Annotated in this window: 17 protein-coding genes; 8 read left to right on the top strand and 9 right to left on the bottom strand. The window is 40.1% G+C overall.

Going from position 1 to position 18,357, the window contains the following annotated elements; translation table 11 throughout:
• The first annotated feature begins 8 nt into the window (after positions 1-8).
• Together BVU_RS12460 and BVU_RS12455 are read left to right on the top strand one after the other, a co-directional pair.
• On the top strand, positions 9-1,346 hold the full coding sequence (locus tag BVU_RS12460) for an AAA family ATPase (protein WP_005847390.1): 1,338 nt from the start codon (positions 9-11) through the stop codon (positions 1,344-1,346).
• A gap of 8 nt (positions 1,347-1,354) precedes the next feature.
• Positions 1,355-2,176 (top strand): hypothetical protein, encoded by an 822-nt coding sequence (locus BVU_RS12455; RefSeq protein WP_005847388.1) that lies wholly within the window; start codon positions 1,355-1,357, stop codon positions 2,174-2,176.
• A gap of 606 nt (positions 2,177-2,782) precedes the next feature.
• Here BVU_RS12455 and BVU_RS12450 read toward each other — a convergent pair.
• The 4 genes from BVU_RS12450 to BVU_RS12435 all read right to left on the bottom strand — a co-directional run bounded on the left by BVU_RS12450 (position 2,783) and on the right by BVU_RS12435 (position 6,294).
• Positions 2,783-3,316 (bottom strand): antirestriction protein ArdA, encoded by a 534-nt coding sequence (locus tag BVU_RS12450; protein WP_011965627.1) that lies wholly within the window; start codon positions 3,314-3,316, stop codon positions 2,783-2,785.
• Between the two features lie 410 nt (positions 3,317-3,726).
• Complete coding sequence (locus tag BVU_RS12445) at positions 3,727-4,179, bottom strand: JAB domain-containing protein (RefSeq protein WP_005841800.1); 453 nt, start codon at positions 4,177-4,179, stop codon at positions 3,727-3,729.
• A 258-nt stretch (positions 4,180-4,437) separates the two neighbouring features.
• On the bottom strand, positions 4,438-4,980 hold the full coding sequence (locus tag BVU_RS12440; RefSeq protein ID WP_005841798.1) for an ORF6N domain-containing protein: 543 nt from the start codon (positions 4,978-4,980) through the stop codon (positions 4,438-4,440).
• 75 nt (positions 4,981-5,055) lie between these two features.
• A complete protein-coding gene (locus BVU_RS12435; RefSeq protein WP_005841796.1) occupies positions 5,056-6,294 on the bottom strand; it encodes a site-specific integrase in 1,239 nt (412 codons plus the stop codon).
• A 447-nt stretch (positions 6,295-6,741) separates the two neighbouring features.
• On the opposite strand from BVU_RS12435, the gene BVU_RS12430 reads away from it, so the two are divergent.
• The 6 genes from BVU_RS12430 (at position 6,742) to mobV (ending at position 13,501) form a co-directional block, all read left to right on the top strand.
• A complete protein-coding gene (locus BVU_RS12430) occupies positions 6,742-8,034 on the top strand; it encodes a site-specific integrase (RefSeq protein WP_005677642.1) in 1,293 nt (430 codons plus the stop codon).
• Positions 8,035-8,047: 13 nt separating this feature from the next.
• Positions 8,048-9,064, top strand: a complete 1,017-nt coding sequence (locus tag BVU_RS12425) for a hypothetical protein (protein ID WP_011965626.1) — start codon at positions 8,048-8,050, stop codon at positions 9,062-9,064.
• Positions 9,065-9,286: 222 nt separating this feature from the next.
• A complete protein-coding gene (locus BVU_RS12420) occupies positions 9,287-9,595 on the top strand; it encodes a DUF3853 family protein (RefSeq protein ID WP_005809723.1) in 309 nt (102 codons plus the stop codon).
• Positions 9,596-9,607: 12 nt separating this feature from the next.
• The gene (locus tag BVU_RS12415) at positions 9,608-10,681 is read left to right on the top strand and encodes an AAA family ATPase (protein ID WP_011965625.1); all 1,074 of its coding nucleotides are present in this window, start codon (positions 9,608-9,610) and stop codon (positions 10,679-10,681) included.
• Between the two features lie 327 nt (positions 10,682-11,008).
• Positions 11,009-11,977: a toprim domain-containing protein gene (locus BVU_RS12410; protein ID WP_041174544.1), complete on the top strand. Its 969-nt coding sequence runs from the start codon at positions 11,009-11,011 to the stop codon at positions 11,975-11,977.
• Between the two features lie 183 nt (positions 11,978-12,160).
• A complete protein-coding gene (mobV, locus tag BVU_RS12405) occupies positions 12,161-13,501 on the top strand; it encodes a MobV family relaxase (RefSeq protein WP_011965623.1) in 1,341 nt (446 codons plus the stop codon).
• Positions 13,502-13,633: 132 nt separating this feature from the next.
• Here mobV and BVU_RS12400 read toward each other — a convergent pair whose 3' ends face one another.
• The 5 genes from BVU_RS12400 to BVU_RS12380 form a co-directional block, all read right to left on the bottom strand.
• Positions 13,634-14,179, bottom strand: a complete 546-nt coding sequence (locus tag BVU_RS12400; RefSeq protein WP_011965622.1) for a porin family protein — start codon at positions 14,177-14,179, stop codon at positions 13,634-13,636.
• A gap of 41 nt (positions 14,180-14,220) precedes the next feature.
• Complete coding sequence (locus BVU_RS12395) at positions 14,221-15,768, bottom strand: thiol-activated cytolysin family protein (RefSeq protein WP_011965621.1); 1,548 nt, start codon at positions 15,766-15,768, stop codon at positions 14,221-14,223.
• Positions 15,769-15,777: 9 nt separating this feature from the next.
• Entirely contained in the window at positions 15,778-16,884 is a 1,107-nt protein-coding gene (locus BVU_RS12390; RefSeq protein ID WP_011965620.1) for a thiol-activated cytolysin family protein, read from the bottom strand.
• 32 nt (positions 16,885-16,916) lie between these two features.
• Positions 16,917-17,756 (bottom strand): hypothetical protein, encoded by an 840-nt coding sequence (locus BVU_RS12385; protein WP_011965619.1) that lies wholly within the window; start codon positions 17,754-17,756, stop codon positions 16,917-16,919.
• A 98-nt stretch (positions 17,757-17,854) separates the two neighbouring features.
• A complete protein-coding gene (locus BVU_RS12380) occupies positions 17,855-18,307 on the bottom strand; it encodes a hypothetical protein (protein WP_011965618.1) in 453 nt (150 codons plus the stop codon).
• Positions 18,308-18,357 lie beyond the last annotated feature (50 nt).

Here is an 18,357-nt window from a genome sequence, read left to right as displayed (position 1 = left end):
AAAATAATATGATACTTAAAAAAATAACAATTGAAAATTTCCGTTGCTTTAAAAACTATGAGGTTGATTTAACACCAGGAATTACTGTTTTTATTGGTAAAAATGGCGCAGGAAAAACTTCTCTACTAAATGCCATTCGTTATGGATTAAGTGTCTTTTTTTCCAATGATAGCACAATGGGAGATGATTTACTTATATCAGGTAATCCCGATTTAAAAGTCATTTCAACATTAGCTACAGATTTTTATCGAGCCCAAAATGCGGATTTACCAGCAGTTGATTTAACAATCAACATGGAAGCTGAATTTAATGATATACCTTTGAATTGGGAATACTATAAGCGTTCTACATCAGGTGCTTCGTTATTCGTTTCCAAGTATCAACAAGCATATCGTACACTTATGGCAGAATATCATAATAGCGACCAACTTCCACTGTTTGTTTTCTATTCTGATTCATTTCCACATATAGATACAAGAACCAGCGATTTTGCAAAAAAAGCTATTAAGGAACAAGGATATATTATCAGGAATTTTGCTTATTACAAATGGAATTCAGAAGTATCATGTACATCTATCTGGCAAAATAGATTCATTAATTCCATGCTAAAACAAATTTCCCTTAATGATAGTGACCCGTTAAATTCTAAGGAAGTAGAATATATAAAAAATAAATTGCGCACTTTTTCTGAACCTATCAATTCTGCGTTAGAAGAAAAGGATGATTTTGAAATAAAAGATTTCTTTCCGGTTGTAGATGATAAGACGCTATCATTATATCTGCGATTAAAAAATGAACGGGACGTTATCTTTGATAATTTACCTGCTGGATATAAAAGACTATACTCCATTGCTTTTGATTTGGCTTATAGATTATATATTTTACGGAAAACAAACGAGGAAGACCCAAAAGGTATTGCCATAATTGATGAAATAGACCTCCATTTACATCCTTCTTTGGAACAAGAAGTGTTAGCTCGTCTGAAAAAAACATTTCCAAGTATTCAATTTATTGTATCTACACATTCTCCAATGGTACTCTCCAATCTTAAAGTCAAAGATACGGGAAATATGATTTATAGAATGCAGGCAGACGAAGATACACCAAATGCATTGCCTAATTTATATGGCGTGGATTATTCTGCTGCTGTTTATGATTTTATGGGAACTCCTTATGCAGACAATGAGGTTAAAGAAGAAATAGAAGCCATCTTAAGGCTTTCAAGAAGAGGTAAGCCGGAATTAGTAGAAAAAAGGAAAGAAGAACTTAAATCTATGGTTTCGGAGGAACAATACATAAATATTATCTCTAAAATAAACTCTCAACTGGCAGAGGACAAATACTAATAAAGAATATGCAATTTATCAATAAATTCAAATATAAGAGGAAAGGACACCGAATTATCAAGGCTTTCATTAAAGATAAGTGGAACAATGATATTCAAAGATATGTAAATTTAAACTACAACGAACTTAAAAGAATTAAAGCGTTTAAGTATTTACTGCTCAAAGAACAACAAGGATTTTGTTGTTATTGCATGAGAAAAATTCCTTTTAATGAGGTGACTTTAGAACATGTAATGCCACATCATTTAGAGGACAAAAAGCGTAAGGAAGAGGTAAAATATTACAGTAAGTTTGGACGATTAAAAAGGGGGAAAATATATTATTGCCCAGATAAAGAGATTCCCATATCTCCCAAACTACATACTCCTCCCTATCCCCATTGCATTGCACATGAAAATTTAGTTGCTTCTTGTCAAGGAAAGGTCTTTGAAGGTGGAGAAAAATATATACTACATAAATGCTGCAATAACTTTAGGGGAAATGATAAAATTGTTCCACTATTTTTCATTCCGAGAGCAGCAGAGATTGTACGATATGAAATTGATGGTACATTAACTTATTTTGAAAAATACGAGTCAACCATCAGCTCTCTAAATTTAATGCATTCAACCTTGATTTTCATGAGGAAGATATGGGCAAAGATTGTTATAAATAATATTAGTTTAAATCAGGTAAATAAGGCTTTGACTGATAATGATATTAGAATTAACATCATTGATGATATTGATATTGACATTTCTGAAAGAAAGAATCTAAGGATTGACTTATATTGGAAATTATTGATCGAGTACCATTGGTTTTATAATTACTTTCAGAGAATGATAGCATAATTCAATTATAAACAATCGGATAAAATAACCGCCATCACTTTGGACATGAAGTATGGCGGTTGTTTTTTAGAATCTAAATCATTTTTGGGGTTCTGCAAGAACAGACACCTCATAGTTACGACTATATTATTTTATCTATAATATTTTTTTTATTAACTTTGTGCATTAACCTTTTGAATATAGAATATGACAGGACAAGAAGAATATCCTCGTTTCATTTCTAACAGACCATGCGGAAATGATAAATACGAAGGGAAATCACAAGAGCATAACATACCACCTTTCTTAATGTTTGGGCAATGCTTACCCTGTTTTTCGTTTAATGTTTCCATAATATCATAAATTATAATAGGCTATCAGAAAATATGAAGCAAAAGTAGCACCATGAAAATAAACACAAACAGGTATATAGTGGGGATAAACATCCGGATAACAAATCGGATAATAAAAAAGCCTATGATTAGGGTTATCCACATTCCGGCGGTGCTGGTGGCTGCCTGATAGATGATAAAAGCAAGTATAAACCATCGTAAAAAAGTCGTTATCTTATTATATACTTTCATTGTCTTGGTGTGTTATGGGTGGATTGCTCCACCCGGTTAGTAATCAGGCACAACGGAAAACAAAACCGTTATCCATCCAGTAATCAGTCATAAACAGGTCACGGGCAAAAGCCGAATAATCAAAGTAGGTTTTTGCGAACTCCGGCAGGTCGTAACATTCCTCTACGATTTCATAGGCGTAATCTTCCTCGTCTTTATATTCTCCCTGATATTCGTCCTCAAAGGAAGAAACAAGGTCGTCCGCATCTTCTTCGCTTATATCGCTGTTGTGATGGTCGCACCATACGAAAAACGCTTCCTGCTCGGTTTCGCTTAGTTTTTCGATGGCATCCCGTAGCTCAAAGAACTTATCAGAAAGCCAACTTTCGGAAATCAGGGCTTCGGGTATGTTCTCGATGTCCTGAAACATTAGTTCCGGATCTTCTTCGTCCTTGTGGAGTTCCCGGCAGGCTTCCAAAAACTCGTCCTTATCCGAATAGTCGGAAAGGTCTAACCACTTGCCGAAAAGTGAACCGTTGTTATACTTGTTGTAAGTACCTACATAAACTCTTGCTTCTGATAATGTTACTGCTTCCATGACTTCTGTATTTTTAAATTTATGCGGATTTGAGAGGTAAGGGAGTTGAAGTTTCATAACCTTTTTTCCTGTTTCTCGTAAATCTGACTTTTTTTTTTATGCGTTTCCGGTCAGGGCGGTCGTTTTCGTTTCATATAGGCTTTAAAGGGTAGTGTTTAGGCTTTGCAAGGTTTTAAAGAAAAATACTCTCTGGACGAAGTACAGCAGGACGATTTTTATTTAAACCCTTTAGGGCTTGACCTTGCAAAGCCCTGAAGAACACGGAAATACCTTTGCCTATGTGATACGATAATGACTGCTCCGGCTGGGGACTGCCTAAGAGGAAGATTTACAATAAGAGAAATAGGGAAAATGGTTTTATTTTAAAAGTAGGATATTGTGTTTTTGTTGCCAGTAACAAAAAAAAGGGCTTAGATAAGCCCCTCGTCTGCAAAGCTATAATAGCTTTCTTCTGTCAGGATGATATGGTCTAACAAGTGTAAATCCAAGACCTTGCAGGCTTCTTTTATTTTTGAGGTGATTTGTTTGTCCGGTTCACTCGGACGTAGGTTACCCGATGGGTGGTTATGTGAGAGGATTATGCCCGAAGCATGGACTTTCAGGGCGGTTTGCAGGATGATTTTCACGTCCATTACAGTTTCAGCCATGCCGCCTTTAGAGATAAGGGAAACGCCTAAAGCCTTGTTAGCACGGTTGAGGAACATTACATAACTTTCTTCGTGGTGTTCCATACATTCGATATAGAACGGTTTCAGGTAAGAGTAGGACGTTTCGGATGAGAGTATTTTCACCCTTTCGGATGCTTTTACATTGTCTTTATAAGAGATAGTGATTTCCGGCATGGTAAATTCTGTTGTTTTCATGACTACTGAATTTTAAATTAAACAATAAGAAATTTTGCCGGACACCCACAGTTTGGCGGGGACTTCAACCATATCTTTTCAAAAAACACGACCCGTAGGTGTGGAGATTTTTTAGAAAACCGGAACGGCTCGGATTTGGTATTTGTCCCTGCCGGGCTGTAACTTTGCTAAAATTTGTGATTGGGATACATTATTTTAGGGAACTGAAAAAGGGGTATCACTGGTGACACCCCTTAGACAACCGAATACCTTAAACAGTTATTCATCATAGGTTCTATATCCTATCGGTTTGCGTGGCTTCGGTTCGGGTTTGCTTAATAACTGGGTAAGTGCTTGGTACACTTCGCTGAATTGTGCATCCGTACTTTCTTCCAGTTCTTCAATACGCTTTAGTAATTCTTGATAACCTGTTATCATTTGACGTAAGGCTACAAATGCCCGCATGATGGAAATATTCACCTGTATGGCAATAGGGCTGCGTAGCACACCGGACAGGGCGGCTACCCCCTCCTGCGTGAAAACATAGGGCAAATATTTAGTATGTTTGCCACGTTTTGAACTGGTTTCTTCTTCCGTTTCATCGGGATTATTCTTTAAGGTCACAATTTGTGACCTTAAACATTCTACTTCTTCCTTTGTCAGTTCAAACATAAAATCACTTGGAAAACGTTCAATATTACGTTTGACAGCCTGTTTCAAGGCTTTTGTTTCCACCTGATAAAGTGCCGCAAGGTCACTATCGAGCATAACCCGGCAACCCCTGATTTCATAAATCTTGCTCTGAATGATTTGTAAATCCATAATGTTACTATTTAATGGTGAATAATTAAAAGCATAAAGGGACTTATCACTAATTGCGATAAATCCCCTATACAACTATTTCATTGATACTTCTTTGTAAATTTTTTCAATGCCGACAAACTTCTTGTCAAGCCCCTGCATATCGTTACTGATTTTGTTATTGGTAATGCGGGCGTATATCTGTGTCGTTTCTATATTGGTGTGTCCCAACATCTTGCTGACTGTTTCAATGGGCACACCTTTAGCAAGTGTGGTTGTCGTGGCAAATGTATGTCTTGCAAGGTGGAATGTCAAGTTCTTTTTAATTCCGCATACATCCGCTATTTCTTTCAAATACGCATTTAGTTTCTGATTACTGATAATAGGAAGTACCTTTCCATTCGGCAATTTACCTTTGTATTTTTCCAATATCATTTTAGGAATATCCAGCAAGGGAACATTCACGTCTGTATTTGTTTTTTGGCGTTTCGTAATTATCCATAAATTACCGTCAAAGGACTTGCGGATATTATCTTCCTTTAAGTTTGCAACATCCACATAAGCCAAACCACTGAAACAGGAAAAGATAAAAACATCACGCACCTGTTCCAATCGCTCGGAAACCATCTTCTTTTTGAGGATGATTTTTATTTCGTCCTCTGTCAAATACCCTCTATCCACTTTCTCCAAACGTATTTTATAGTTGGCGAACGGGTCGCCTATCAAGATGCCGTTATTACGGGCTATCAAGATAATGCGTTTGAAGAACTGCATGAACTTGGCAGTCGTATTATAACCACATTTACAGGTGGTACGCAAATATAACTCGAAGTCTGTAATGAACATCGGGGTTATTTCCTTTATAGAAATATCCGACAGGTTATATTTGCTTTGGATGAACTCGGCAAGATGGCGGCGGGTTACTTCATATTTGCGATAAGTGGCAATCGTTTTGGATATGCCGACCAACTGTTTCACATCGTCATTGTGCTTTTGGAAAAGGTTAAGGATGGTATCGTGGTTCTCGCTATGCCCTAAAAATTCATTCTTCACTTTTTCGGCGGTAACATAATTGTCACGCCGTTGCAGTTCGTGATAGATGGTATTAAGGGATGCGTTTATATCATCCAGCAATCTGTTGATGCGGGTAGCTTCCGCAGAACGTCCGGCGGCTTTGCCTGCCTTACCGTCCCAAAGTTTGGGTTGAACGTCCAGCTTGGAATTGAAACGGCTTGCCACACCGTCAATCGTGATACGGACGAAAATAGGGTAACTGCCATTGATTTTTTGCTTGTCCTTTTTCACAAAGAAAAGAACGGAAAATGTACTCTTCATAAACTCACTTTTTTAGGTTACAAAACTACGTTAATTAGCTCAAAGTGAAGTTTATACAGGCTCGCCAAATAGCGACAGAAGTTCGCCAATTTCGGACTAAGTGTACCCCTTTTGGACTTTCAGTTGTCGGGGGTACGAGTTAGGTTACTAACTTTGTCTTTTAAGGGCTAAATGATGTCCGGTAGGGCAGACATAAGGGGATAAAAAAAGTCCCACAAATCGTTGAATTTGTGGGACTTGTCTGCTTTCTGTCCGGTTTTGTCCGGTTAGTTCAGCGGAGAGACAGGTTCTATCACCTATCATTTCAAACAATATCACAAACTCGTAATATCTTGTTAATTACCAAGTTATTACAAAGCAAACAGAAAATAAAATATCTCTTAATATCTTTGCATATCTCACTTTTTGGGTGTATTTTTGGGTGTCAATTTTCAAACACACCCAATTATGAATATCAAAAGAAACATCATTTTCGCACTGGAAAGCCGGAAGAAAAACGGTGTGCCAATCACAGAGAATGTGCCTATCCGTATGCGTGTGATATTCGCAAGCCAGCGTATAGAGTTTACAACGGGCTACCGCATTGACGCTACCAAATGGGATACGGACAAACAAAGGGTAAAGAACGGATGCACAAACAAACTGAAGCTAAGCGCATCCGAAATCAATGCAGACCTGCTAAGACAGTATACGGAGATACAGAACATCTTCAAAGAGTTTGAAGTACAGAACGTACTACCCACACCCGCACAGATAAAGGACAGCTTCAATGCAAGGATGAAGGATGCACCAGTCACAGAGCAGGAAACAGCCGAAGGACCTAAAATCAGCTTTTGGGAGGCGTTCGAGGAGTTTGTAAGGGAATGCGGGAAACAGAACGACTGGACAGACGCAACCTACGAAAAATTCGCTGCGGTAAAGAACCACCTGAAAGAGTTCAGGGATGAACTTTCCTTTGATACGTTCACCGAGAACGGTCTGAATGACTATGTGGACTTCCTGCGTAACAAGAAAGATATGCGTAACAGCACCATAGGCAAGCAGATAGCCTTCCTGAAATGGTTCCTGCGGTGGAGTTTCAAGAAAGGGTACAATCAGAACATGGCTTATGACAGCTTCAAGCCCAAGCTGAAAAACACACCCAAAAAAGTGATATTCCTCACATGGGAGGAACTGAACAGACTGAAAGACTACAAGATACCCCAAACCAAGCAGTATCTCGAACGGGTAAGGGACGTTTTTCTGTTCTGCTGTTTCAGCGGGCTGCGCTATTCGGACGTGTACAACCTCAAACGGAGCGACATCAAGCCCGACCATATAGAAGTGACCACCGTAAAGACAGCGGACAGCCTTATCATAGAGTTAAACAACCACAGCAAGGCGATACTGGAAAAATACAAAAGCGTACACTTTGAAGATCACAAGGCACTTCCGGTCATCAGCAACCAAAAGATGAACGATTATTTGAAAGAACTGGGGGAACTTGCGGAAATCAACGACCCGGTAAGGGAAACTTACTACAAGGGAAATGAACGTATAGACACCGTCACACCCAAATACGCCCTGCTGGGAACCCATGCCGGAAGACGGACATTCATCTGCAACGCTTTGGCATTGGGTATTCCCGCACAAGTGGTGATGAAGTGGACGGGACACAGCGACTACAAGGCGATGAAACCATACATAGACGTTGCCGATGACATCAAGGCCAATGCGATGAACAAATTCAACCAACTGTAAACACAACAATAGCATGGAAGAAAGAATAACCTCAATGATACCCCGCTACGGGAAACTCAACAAGACATATACGGAAATAACATCCGGTGACGGCCTCTCTTTTGAGAAGCAGAAGTTCATTCATGACTTTTACAAAGAGTATGAAGACACACAGACCTTTGAAAAGGCAATTATCAGCCTCATGCTTGAAACGGAGGGTACGCACTTTTCCATATTGCTGAACAGCCTGAAACGGGAGATTGAAAACAATATCTCAATGTATAATACCTGCAGGGAGTTTTTCGACCGTCTCGATATTGAACATATCTGCCGGCAGCATGAAAGATGTCATGACCGGGACATCGAAAGACAAATGCAAATCACAAACGAATATTACCGGGAACTTATGGAAGCTAACGGATCTTTGGAGGCAGTCGGTTTCAGGGAACATGATCGTCAGGAAGAGGAAAGGTTGGAAAAAAGATACGGGCAGTGCAAACGGGAATACGACAGGGAGAAAGCCAAGCTGGATGAACTATATGCACAGAAGGAACAGGCAAGGCGGGAAGCCCTACAATACCTGAAAAACCGCTGCGGAGACATATACAGGCTGGACGGATCGCTGCTGGCAATCCTCGAAAAATACATGACCGGCCAAAAGAAAAAGGAAGGGGAAGAAAAAGAGGCCGCCACACCGACACCCTCACCCACCTATTTTCCCATGAAACTCTTGTCAGCCGTTTACGAAAAATGTAACGGTGAACAGTTCGAAGCCATTTCCGAACTGGACTTTTACGCCAGCATGAACCTGCAACCGTGCGAAGGCAAACTGATAATAAGACCGAGGGAAAAGGCTCGTGTATGTTATCTTATTTTCCTTATGGGTGAAACACTGCACAAACCAGACAGAGAAAAATGGAGAAAAGACATCATGAACCTGCTGGGAATAGACGACACATACTATAAATCAAAATACAAAGAACCCGTTTCCGATTTTCCCAGTGACAGCAATCAGATATTTGCGAAGGAAATGCAGTCAATATTCCGATAGTCAGCGATACGCCACGACATTCCACGAAACAACCACTTTTACCACCCGAAATATTTTTCACCACTCTTTATTATCTTCTGATATTTAGTGAGATAGCGTGATACCCCATTCACGCTATCCACATCCTTACCACCCGTATCCGGGATTAACTTTGCACTGTTCGAACGAAACAAAAAAGCCCGTGCGCAGGGCTTACAGTACAAACGTTAAATTCATTCCAACATGGAAATCAGAGAACTTTTATCAAAGCCCGTATGGCAGATGACGGGAGAGGAATTTATATTACTGAACCGACACGCCCTGCAGGAAAGGGAAGCGAGAGCAGCACAGCCCGCAGCCGATACGGAAAAGAAATACGTGTACGGGATAGGCGGCATAGCACGCCTGTTCGGGTGCAGTATGCCCACAGCAAACCGCATCAAGAAAAGTGGGAAGATAGACAGAGCCATTACGCAGATAGGACGCAAAATCATCGTAGATGCGGACATGGCACTCGAACTGGCAGGACACAAAAGCGGGGGACGCAGATAAGGAGGTACGGACATGGAGTACAGAGAAAGAAAAGAAGTCACGCCCGAAGCGGCGGTGATACTGTGGCAAGCCTCACGGCTCGACCTTTCGGAAGACTACGAGAGGGCACCCGAAATACTGAAAGTACACGGTTCCGTCATAGGCACGCTGGGGAACTTCAGCGCATCAATCGGAAAAGCAAAGAGCAAGAAAACGTTCAATGTTTCCGCAATCGTGGCGGCTGCACTGAAAAACGGGACAGTGCTAAGCTACACGGCGGAACTGCCCGAAAACAGGAGGAAAATACTCTATGTGGATACCGAACAAAGTTCCTACCACTGTGCGAAAGTGGCAAAAAGAATATTGCGCATGGCGGGACTGCCGACAGGCAGGAACCATAAAGACCTTGAATTCCTTGTCCTAAGGAAGTACACGCCCGAGGAACGAATAGCAATCGTGAGGGAGGCCATTTACCGCACCGAAAATGTAGGGCTGGTAGTCATTGACGGAATACGGGATATGGTGTACGACATCAACAGCCCCAGCGAGTCCACGAAGATAATCTCCCTGCTGATGACATGGACGGGGGAAAGACACATACACATACACACCATACTGCATCAGAACAAGGGGGACGAGAACGCAAGGGGACACATCGGAACGGAGCTTAGCAACAAGGCCGAAACAGTGCTGCAAGTGGAGAAGGACGAGAAGGACCCCGACATCAGTACGGTCAAGGCAGCACATATCAGGGCGATGAACTTCGAACCGTTCGCATTCCGCATCAACGGGGAGGCATTGCCCGAACTGCTGGACGAATACCTATTCAAACACAAGGATCCGGGAAAAGGGAAAAGGGAGAAGTTCGACCCCTACAAGGACATCACAGAGAAGCAGCACCGCATCGCACTGGAAGCGGCATTCACACTCAAAGATGAATACGGCTACAAGGAGCTTGCGGAAGAATTGAGGAAAACCTATGCCTCTGTCGGTGTCATGCTTGGGGAAAACAGGCTGACAGACCTCATTACAGTACTGAAAAACAAACGGATGATAGTACAGGAGAACGGCAGGAAATACACCTTCAAACCCGATTTTCACTATTAGCGGTATTGTATGGGAACCACTTTACTTTAGTCCCGTACCATATATATACGGAAGTAAAGTAAAGTGGATATAGCCCGTAATATACAAAAAGATACGGGCGAAAAGAAAAAATAATATTCACACTTGACAAGAACAACGGTATGACAGTACGGAAAAGGGTATGGTCTCATACCAGGCCTCCACCATGACGGCACAGACCGGAAACCGCTTTACTTTAGTCTGGGGGCATATATATAGCAAAGTAAAGTAAAGCGGATGCAGCCCGTAACACATGAAAGGGTACGGGCGAAAAACCCAAAAACAATATCTACTTAAAACAGAAATATGATGAATATGAATGAAGCGAAGCAGATACGCATAGAGGAATATCTGCACAGTCTTGGATACAGTCCGGTAAGGCAACAGGGTGGTAGTCTATGGTACAACTCACCGTTCAGGGACGAACAGGAACCCTCCTTCAAGGTGAACACCGAACGCAACCTATGGTATGATTTTGGCGCAGGCAAAGGTGGTAATATCATCGCACTGGCACAGGAGCTATACGCATCCGACAGTCTGCCCTACCTCTTGGAAAGGATAAGGGAGCAGGCACAAAACGTGCGCCCGGTCTCTTTCTCTTTTGGCAAGCAACCCTTATCAAAGCCGAGTTTCCGGCAGTTGGAGGTAGTACCGCTCTCCTCTCCCGCCCTGTATGCCTACCTGCGGCAAAGGGGAATAAATACGGAACTGGCAAAAAGAGAATGCAGGGAGGTCCGCTATCTGAACGGGGAAACCCCATACTATGCTATAGGCTTCCCCAACCGTTCGGGAGGATACGAGATACGCAACAAGCATTTCAAGGGATGCATAGCACCGAAGGACATCACCCATATACGACAATCGGAGTCGAAGGAGGCATGCTACATCTTCGAGGGATTCATGGACTACCTCTCTTTCCTCACCCTGCGGCTGGAAAGGTGTCCCGACCGTCCCGAACTTGACGGACAGGACTACATCGTACTGAACTCGACTTCCGACCTTTCCAAAGCAATCCGACCGTTGGGCGGTTATGAAAGCATCCATTGTTTCCTTGACAACGACAAGGCGGGAATCGAGGCCGTTCAGGAGTTGCAAAAAGAGTACGGGCTACGCATACGGGACACATCGCACATATACGAAGGGTACAACGATCTGAACGACTTCCTGCGGGATAAAAGGTCAGGACAGGCGCAACGGCAGCAAGAGAAACCGGAAGCGGAAAAAAGGCAACGGCAGACAGAGCAGCCGAAGAAGAAAGGCAAAGGGATCAGGATGTAGCCGCACAGCCACCGGAAGGCTTTGAAAAAAGCCATAGCTCATTAGGGCTTTTTCTTAACGCAATGCACACATTGCTAAAAAAGCCCCAACGAGCCATAGGGGCGCCGCCCCTTTGGAAACCCCGTCTGCCATGCGGCATAAAGGCAAGGCAGGGGAAGTATTAACCTGAAATTATTGACAGTTATGGGATATGCAGTTTTGCATCTGGAAAAGGCAAAAGGGACGGACAGCAGGATGTCCGCACACATAGAGCGCACCGTTCACCCGAAAAATGCGGACAGAACGCGCACACACCTGAACCGGGAGCTCGTACAGTTTCCCGAAGGGGTGAGGAACCGCACGCAGGCGATAGCCCACCGGATAGAAACGGCAGGCATCAGACGCAAGGTGAGCGCCAATCAGGTGAAGGCAATCCGGATACTCCTTACCGGAAGCAACAAGGACATGAAGCAAATGGAAGCGGAAGGACGGATTGAAGACTGGTGTAACGACAGTCTGAAATGGATCCGGGAAACATACGGGGAGCAGAACCTCGTATCGGCAGTACTGCACATGGACGAGAAGACACCACACATACACGCCACAGTCATACCGATAGTGACCGGAGAGCGAAGGAAAGCCGGACAGGAAGAACAGAACGGGAAGAAAAAGTACAGAAAGAAGAACCCGCAGGACGTGAGACTCTGCGCAGATGATGTAATGGCGAGGCACAGGCTAAAACACTATCAGGACACTTATGCCCAAGCCATGAACAAGTACGGCTTGCAGAGAGGCGTGGACGGCTCATTGGCAAGGCATATTTCCACCATGCAATACTACAAGCAGCTGGTGGAGCAGCAGGACAGCCTGCAAGAGAACATAGAAAACCTGCTGGGGCTGGAAGAGGAAGCAATGAAAAAGCTGAAGCAGGTAAAGGGGGAAATCAACGTGCAGAAAATGAAGGGGGCGGCGGTGAACGCCACCACAGCCATAGCGGACGGGGTGAGCTCACTTTTCGGAGGCAGCAAGGTTAAGAGGCTGGAAGCGGAGAATGAAAATTTGAAACGGAACATTGTGAATCTGCAAAAGCAGGTGCAAGCCGAACAGAGGGAGCAGACAAAAATGGAAAACCGTCACAGCAGCGAGATAAACAGAGTTGACCGGAGCTACCGGCAGAAAATCGCAGAATACGACAATCGGCTGGAACTGATAGACACCTACTTCCCTATCGTAAAGGAACTGATGCCCATAGCAGAACAATGCCGGGAAGTGGGCTTCACCGAAGAACTGACAAGACGAATTGTCAGCCTGCAACCCGTGGAGTTCAAGGGAAGGCTCTATTCAAAAGAGTACAAGGAGAAGTTCAGGACGGAGCACTCAACGGCAACAGTGGAGAGGAACCCCCAGGAGAAAGGAAAATTCAGGTTGTGCATTGACGGAATACCCATACTCGATTGGTTCAGGAAGAAGTTTCAGGAAATTAAAGAAAAGTTAGGGCTAAACACACCTGTTGAAAACAAGCAACGAAAAGGATTGAAAATATAATCACTTAATAACGAGAGGCTATAAATTATTAGTGCCAGTAAAAGAATATACTCTTTACTGGCACCTGTTAAACGCAAATTGACACCCTAAATCTAACAAATATAAAGAAATCTATTCTTCACTCGGACAATATCAGAAAACATAACCAACTCCCAATACCAACCTGGAAAAATCTTTATGTGTCACATAATACTGTAAATATACATTTATATGGTTTATAAATCTAATACCAACTTGTGGAGCCACTGCAAAGTGCAACTTATAACCTTCATTGAAAACTCCCACATCTATATTATCAATTGAAACACCAGTTCCCAAACCAACATAGGAATCAACAGATTCATTCCGTAAGAAATGATAATTAGCTGTCGGCATAAGAGATAAAGATCGTCCATTAAAAAGAGAATTAGAAGTATTATTAAGCACAATTGTGTAACTTTCATAACCTAATTTTAGATTTACACTTAACGGATTGGTGGGAAACCTATATATTCCATTTAAATAAAACCCAACATGATTTTCTTTATATCCATTCTTTTGTAGCCCAATTGGATAATTGGCTCCTAATTCAAATCCGAATCTCCTTCCTTGTGCTAATACCAACCCAATATTGCATATAAATAACAAAAGAAGTAACATACATACTTTTTTCATAACCAATTTATCTTTTAATACCATATCTCTTATTTATTTGTCCGACAAGGAGCGCCAACTTCAAATTATCGCCACTTCTTTGGCTCATTTATAGCAGGGAGAATTTTGTAAAAACCACCTTCACTAAGACTATACCTGAAAGTGTTTTGTTCATATCGAGTTCTTCTTGGGTTATTATGCGTCCAAACAAATTCTGTGAGCAACAAATCATGTTTTAATTGTAATTCAGTCCCACGGCTATTATTACTCTTGACAAATTCTTCTACTGTTGTATCATCCTTTTCTGTTCTTGGTATTCGAGCCTTCAAATAATGTCTGCTATGTTCTACAATATTAAAAGAAATGTATCTTGGAGCAACTGTCGGAATCTTAGCCGTTCTATCAGCATAAAAGGCAAGATGTACATCGCCAATTATCTTTTCTCTTTGTAAAGATCTACCCACATAGGAGTCATTTTTTAGATTCCGATATTCAATTCTTGCATATACAGGATCGCTATCAATATCAATTTTAAATTTAACTTTATAAGGTGAATGATCCGACAAATACGCAAAGCTACAAAATATAGGTTTACCAGGTGTCTCTGCAGAAAAATGCCCTCCTTCACTTATAAATTTGATAAAATCGTCAAATCCGGTAAGGGTCTTTACACCACTGTCACCATTTCCTCCCCCTACATATACTTTCATTCCGGCCTCATCAAAAAAGCCCTTTTCTTCAACTGTCAGAAATTCTTTTTTGTTATATAAAAAGCCATTAACGGCCTTCTTTACAATGGACTCCGCATTCTCGTATATTTCATCGGTTTCAAGAGTTAATATGCCGACCCTTCCATAAGCTATGGAGCTCACATAGACAGGAGAGTATTGGGCATTGATACTACCTTCAATAAAACTCTTCTCAGGAATATCCATATCAATCGTAAAATATTTCTGAATAAACCTTATATATAAGCCACTACTTTTACTAATTCGTTCCTTATGTTCTTGTTGGGAAGATGACGACCCCCAAAATAAAAAGCTCGTATTGGCATTTGATCCAAAAGTCATTTTCAGCTCATCATAAGATGTAAAACGGTGTATATCAAAGTGTACGGAAGCTGATTGTTGCCCTATACCTTTCTGATGCATCAAATCCATTACTAACTGCCTACATGAAGACAAAGAGGGCTTTTCAAGTACACCTGTAACTTTTTGGGCAGGAAAGGACACAGAGACATTTATAGGCTTATAGTGGACACTGATTGTTTTATAATCCTGATTGGCAACGCTTGCCCCATCCAAGATAGAACCAGGATAAATATATCGATTCAGATTATCCAAAACTATCGACTCATCTGCCTGTGCATGAATTGTTTTACCAAACCCATTATCCCATAATGTCTCAGAAATGATTTCTGAAGCTCTTGTATGGATATGCGAAGGAGAAGATAAAACCTTATCTCCCATATCAGGAATATAGTTATGCACATTTATATTCACCACTTGTTCGGGATACTTAGGTAGATTTTGAAAAGAACAGCAATCAGATTGCTGTTCTTTTTTGTCAAATTCTTGTTCACATGAAATTAATCCTATAGCAAATAAAAACAGAGTATATCTTAAAATTCTCATAGCTCCAGATTATTGTTGATTTTTTAAATGAATTTTGAATTTTGAATAATAAGGAGAATTATCAGACAGATAACTGGCAGTATAGAATATGGCATCCCCCGGCAAATCTTTAGAAAATCGTCCTCCTTGGATTATGAATTTCTGAAACTCATCCCAACCTTTAATAGTTTTAACAGTGCCTTCACCTTCTCCGTTATACACTACAACATTTATTTCCGCTTCTTTGAGAATTTTTTTTTGCTCAAGACTAAAGTCTAATTCCCCATTTATGACTTTTGCCTGTAAAGCCACTTGTAACGCAACTCTTAACTTATCATAACTTTCAAAAGATTCCATAGAAATTAGAGCCATCCTTCCATAAGTAATAGAACTAATATATACCGGATCGTATCTACCTATATTATTTATTTCATCATGATTTAAAAGCAGATTTCCATCAATAGGAAGATCCATGTCAACTGTATAATTCCGTTGTATTATTTTCGCAAACAATCCAGTTTTTCTTCTGATTTTTCCTTTATCAACACTAATATCAATATCAAGAATACGTGCAATATTCACATTTGCCCCAAAAGCTAATTTAAGCTCTTCAAAATAAGTAAATTGTCGCATATTATAGCTAAAAGAGCCTAATTGTTTACCTTCCATTCCTTCTTTATTCATTATGTTCTGTAAAGATTGCCTTTGTGCTGACAGACTTGGTTTCATGATTATGTCTGTCACCCAACGGGCAGGAAAAGAATAGGATATTGTTATTGGATCAACAGGTTTTAAAACAGGAACAAAACGTTGTTTTTCAATAGAACCTCCCTGAAGAATTGAACCTAAATAAATATATCTCATTAACTCTTGAGTCGGAACATGTTCATTTGTTTCATAAATTAACGTATGCCCTTTTCCATCACTCCACACACTGTCCTTTAATAATTCAGAAGAACGAGTAATAGAAATATTACTAAAATGTGAAAAACTTTCAGGGCTCTCCATTGAAATATCTATAACTTTTTGGGGATATTTTGAAACGGGAACTGAATTAGACATTTCTTCCAATTCGTTATCGGAACACGAAGAAAAAAAAGCAATAAAAAAAACAGATAGATATAAACACTTTTTCATAATACTTATAATTTAAATTTACAATAGGTATGTTAAAAATCAAATGTACCACTTCTAAATGCGCTACGAGAAGGTCTATAATAATCCTCACCAAGAGTTTGAGGTTGTACAAATTCTTGCTTAAAAATTTCCTGGGGATTGCCTGTTATTAAATCTGCATCATTGGGATATATATTAAAATAGCATTCAGGTTTTGCTTTTTGATTATATGGACCTTCCCCCTCAAAGGTAAATTTATAAAACCCTACTGCGTCTCCATCCTTTTTTACATCAATATAATTTACATTTCCAGTATTTACTTTTTTAAACCGCAACCCTTTCAATGATGAATATCCCTCCTCTATAAAACATTCATTCAAATAGACTTGTTTTTTACAAGTAAAAGGTAATTCAAATTTACCTCCTTCAGCTGGTAGGAAAAAAGGATTCTGTTCCGAATGGATTTTATACACAAATGTCAACTTCCCTTTATCTATAATTAGGGGAATTTTTTCTACTTTTATACCATTAATAGTAGAGTAAGAAATCTGTAGATCAACATTCAAAATTTTATCTTCCTTATTAATATTTGAGGTTATATTTAATACAACTTGATCACCCTTTATTTTTGTCTCTATATCAGAAAAAAGAGTTTTATCAAATTCTATCGAAACATCCTTGGGAATAATCGGAACCTCTGAATCTAAAATATCATCTATCAATGTTTTTTGAATAATTGTAAAAGTAATAGTACGTTTCTCCCCCAAACAACTAAATGGTTTAGATACGTTCTCACTTGGCAGCAACTGATATTTAAAAATTTTATTATTTTCTTCTTTTTCACAGGAAAATAATGCTAAGGCAACGAACAAAGGAATGAATATTTTCTTCATATTAACACTGTTTAGTTTTTTTTACAAATTAAAGAATTTTCCCTGTACAATAAAATACCAATTAATTGGTATTTTATCACAAATAACCATTCATGTATTTATTGTTTCAAGGTTACAACGACAGTAGATATTCCATCAGGAACACTGAATCCAAAGGAAATGGCAATTGGTTGTCGCATATCAATATTCTTATTCAATTGAACTTTATATTTGCCTCTTTGTATTTTGCTTATGGTCATAAAACCAAAGTCTATCTTTACAAGTATGCGATTCCTACAATGGAAAGTGGCCTTACTTCCGTCAGAAAGCTCAACAACAGTTACTTCCTTTGACATTATTTCTTTTGTAATCCTATATTCTTCCTGTCCCACAATTATAAATCCATACATATTGTAATCACCGCATGCTATCTGAAAATAGGCTTCAGGGTGTTCCAGTGACAGGTCTATGTGACTCGGGGTAATACTTGGCAATCTGTTTCTCTCTTCATTAGAGCAAGAAAACATTAAAATTATTGTTATATATAACAATAGGTATTTTGTTGTATTCATTATGGCAAATATTTGGTTGTATGAATATTTAAAGCCTTAGCCTTGTACTG

Source organism: Phocaeicola vulgatus ATCC 8482 (genome assembly GCF_000012825.1).
GTDB classification, from domain to species: domain Bacteria; phylum Bacteroidota; class Bacteroidia; order Bacteroidales; family Bacteroidaceae; genus Phocaeicola; species Phocaeicola vulgatus.
Note: the sequence above shows the minus strand (reverse complement) of the source record. Positions and strands in the feature narration are given on the sequence as shown.